This window comes from Glutamicibacter sp., assembly GCF_035257265.1.
In the GTDB taxonomy this organism is placed as follows: Bacteria; Actinomycetota; Actinomycetes; order Actinomycetales; family Micrococcaceae; genus Glutamicibacter.
This window is the reverse complement of record NZ_DATEXC010000051.1, coordinates 1-2,722: the sequence shown is the minus strand read 5'-3', so window position 1 is coordinate 2,722 and position 2,722 is coordinate 1. Positions and strand designations below refer to the sequence as shown.

At 54.8% G+C, this 2,722-nt stretch carries 2 protein-coding genes; one reads left to right on the top strand and one right to left on the bottom strand.

Going from position 1 to position 2,722, the window contains the following annotated elements; translation table 11 throughout:
* Positions 1-600 precede the first annotated feature (600 nt).
* A complete protein-coding gene (locus VJ369_RS14135) occupies positions 601-1,860 on the top strand; it encodes a transposase (protein ID WP_324092714.1) in 1,260 nt (419 codons plus the stop codon).
* A 238-nt stretch (positions 1,861-2,098) separates the two neighbouring features.
* Here the strand turns inward: VJ369_RS14135 and VJ369_RS14130 are convergent.
* On the bottom strand, positions 2,099-2,722 hold a 624-nt coding region (locus VJ369_RS14130), incomplete at its 5' end, for a zinc-binding dehydrogenase (protein WP_324092713.1).

The following is a 2,722-nucleotide window of genomic DNA, read 5'->3' as shown; positions in this document are numbered from 1 at the left end:
AGCTTGTACAGCGTCTGAGATCGATTTTCTGAAATCGACTCCTAAAGGAATGGAGTCTACATCCTTAAAAAGATCGTCCCTGGAAAAGTGTAACGTTAAATGATCAAATATCCTGCCGGTAATATCAGCCGAGTCCGTACGCCGATATGAGATAAAAATCTTGCTCATACTAAACACTTTATCTTGTCATGAACCGTAGAAACCTCAACATTACTTCGCGTATCATTGTACCCTGAAGCAGTTTTGACCAAGACCCCATTCTCAGCCCCCGCAGGGCGCCATGACGGAGATGTTACTTAAATGTTTCCTGAAAATCACCGCAGAACTCCCAAGGTTTTCATAAACAATGAGTTCTAAGGAGCCGCAGCGTCTAGAACCGATCATAGCTGGGGATAGAAAATCTCCACCTCCCTGTTGCGTATCCACGCACTGATCTTGCGTCGTTGATATCTGCCTATCCCCAACGTTTTGAGATCACAGGGAGGCTCCGCCTTGTATAGCACACATGGCGTCTTTTTCAAGCGCTGATGGACACCGCGCCTTGTTGCCTCTATCGTATGCGACTCTCTACCTGTCGAGTGGCTACAGAGAGGAGGCGCCATGCGGGCTCGCACCTTGCAGACTTGGATCGCGCGGCGTATCGGGGTCCGTCGACGTCTTGAGAGGGTCTGCACCAGTTATCTGCTGTTTTTGATGGTCGTGACTACGAAACATTCCCTCGAAGAAGCCGCCCGGTTTTCCGGACTGCACAAATCCCAATTCTCGAAGATGTTGCAAGCCCATAGCCATGTTGCCGTCTATACGCTGGAGAGCCTCTCCAAGAACCAAGCCAAGCACGTGGCCAAAGCCCTGCAAAAGTTGAAAGAGCTCCCCTGGAAGATTGCGATTGTCGTGGATAGTACGCTCCAACATCGCGCTAGTCTGCATCCAGAAAACGCCAAGACGTTCAATCATGGCCAAGGATTTGTCGTTGGTCATCAGTGGACCAATATCGTGTTGATCCTCAATGACCTGCTGATCCCGCTTCGTCCCATCCCCTTCTATAGCCAGCGCTATTGCCGGGATCATGGGCTGGCGTATCGCACTGAGCATGACCTCGTGGTGGAGTACATCCAGGCGTTGAACCTGGCAGACTATATCGGTGCCTATGATCCGCGTGAGGTGGTCGTCTTAACGGACAGTGGCTACGACAATAAAAAGATCCAGAATGCCATTGCCGCCAAGCATTGGCATTTCATTATCGCCCTGGGTAAAACCCGCAGTGTGAAATCTGCAATGCTCGCCCTGACCACGCCCAAGTCGAAGCAGTGGAGTCACATTGCCACGTTCTTTCGCCATCACCGCCGGCTAAAGTGGCAAACCGTTCGTATCACGACGAATGGGACGAAGCGGAAGCGAATGGAGTTTCGCACCCGAGACACAATTGGGTATCTGCGTTACGTGGGGCAAGTCCAATTGGTGTGCTCAGAACCCCGCAAACGACCGGATGGTCGCCGCAAGTATTTAGCCTGCAATGACATGCGAGTAACGGCACGCCAGATCATTCTCGGATATCGGCTCCGCTGGGCAATTGAGCTGTTTCATAAAACTGTCAAGCAGCACCTGGGCTTTGAGGAGGTCGCCACGAGTGGATTTGACGCGGTGATGTCTCATGTCCACTGGGTGTATTGCGCCTACATTTTGCTCTCTATGTCGCCACCTGGGGTGTCTGTGGGCGCCAAGAGTCTTGGCGACAAACAGCGTCAGCTCCAGCAACTCCTCGAAAACCAAGAGAAGCGTCGTGTCCTCCAGCAGTTGACCCAGATTGGCGGGGTGCAACGTTATACGGATGAGCTGCGCCAGGCTTTAGCAGACGCCTGATGCCTTGGCAGCCTGACTTTAGGCGGCTTACAGGGGCTCCATGGCTCCGTTGGAGCAACATTTAAGTCATTATGTCCACCCTCCTTCAAAGTTCTCCTTCTGCCGCAGTGGGCCAAGTTTTGTGCCAGAGCAGCATAGGGTGCCCACCGACTTTCAGGGCTACACGAACGACCCGCAAGATCGAGATATACGACCATGAGACAAGCTGTGCCAACCTTACTGGTAGCAGCGCCTGCTACTAATGGAGCGAGCTTGGGCGTGGCACAACGCTGTCGTGCGGTTTCAGCACGACCTTGATGCAGTTGTCTTGCTTGTACCTGAACATCTCGTAGCCCTGGGGCGCGTCCTCGAGCCGCAGCCGGTGGGTGATGATGAACGACGGATCGATCTCGCCGTTCTGGATGCGGGCGAGCAGCGGACGCATATATCGGTGCATGTGGGTCTGCCCTGACTTGATCGTCAGCGCCTTGTTTACCACGGCACCCATCGGCAGCTTGTCGACAAAGCCGCCGTAGACGCCCGGCACCGACACTGTCCCACCCTTACGACACGCATGGATAGCCTGGCGGAGGACGTGCGGACGGTCGGTGGCCAGAAAGGCCGCGGCTTGCACACGGTCGAGCAGAGCGTCCGGGCTGGTGCCGTGCGCTTCCATCCCCACGGCATCAATGCACCGGTCAGGGCCGCGCCCACCCGTCATCTCGGTTAAGGCGTCGAAGATGTCTTCGTCGTCGAAATTGAGCGTCTCGGCTTGCCCTTCCCTGCGGGCCAGTTCCAGACGTTCGGGAACCTGATCAATCGCAATCACACGTGCGGCACCGAGCATCCAGGCGCTCTTGATGGCAAACTGCCCGACCGGACC

What these genes read in the sequence shown, in the direction of transcription:
- VJ369_RS14135 (WP_324092714.1), top strand. Translation starts at nt 601, where the DNA reads ATGCGGGCTCGCACCTTGCAGACTTGGATCGCGCGGCGTATCGGGGTC.